Raw genomic sequence first — 448 nt, forward strand, 5'->3', positions numbered from 1 at the left:
CGACATAGCCGTCGCGGCCGATCTGGCAGGATTGTCCAATAACCGCATTTGGGGCGATGACGGTGCCGCTGCCGATCGAAGCACCTGGCCCGATCACCGCGCCGGCCTCGATGACGGCACCGGCTTCGACATGCGCGGTCGCATCGACGTGAGCGTGCGGCGAGACGCCGGTTTCGCTGGTCATTGGCCCTGGTGTCGCCGCCCTCGGAAACAGCAGACGCCCGATCAGCGCGAAGGCCTGTTGCGGACGCGGATGAATGAGAACGGCAACGCTTGCCGGCGCCTTGCCGGCAAATTCCGCCGGGCACAGGACCGCGGCTGCCCGCAACGACGGCATCAGCGCGGAATTACGCTTGCCATCGACAAAGACGAGCGCATTCTCGCCGCCCTCGCTGGCAGGCGCGAGTGCTTCGATCGAAATATCGGAGTGGCCGGAATCGACGAGCAC

1 protein-coding gene is annotated in these 448 nt (G+C 65.8%); it reads right to left on the reverse strand.

Annotated features, from left to right (window positions below):
- Window positions 1–448, reverse strand: a 448-nt coding sequence (locus EOC06_RS26010) for an LpxD N-terminal domain-containing protein (RefSeq protein ID WP_281062112.1), incomplete at both ends; no start/stop codon positions are given.

Origin of the sequence: Mesorhizobium sp. M7A.F.Ca.MR.362.00.0.0 (assembly GCF_004023175.1) — a bacterium.
Lineage (GTDB): Bacteria > Pseudomonadota > Alphaproteobacteria > Rhizobiales > Rhizobiaceae > Mesorhizobium.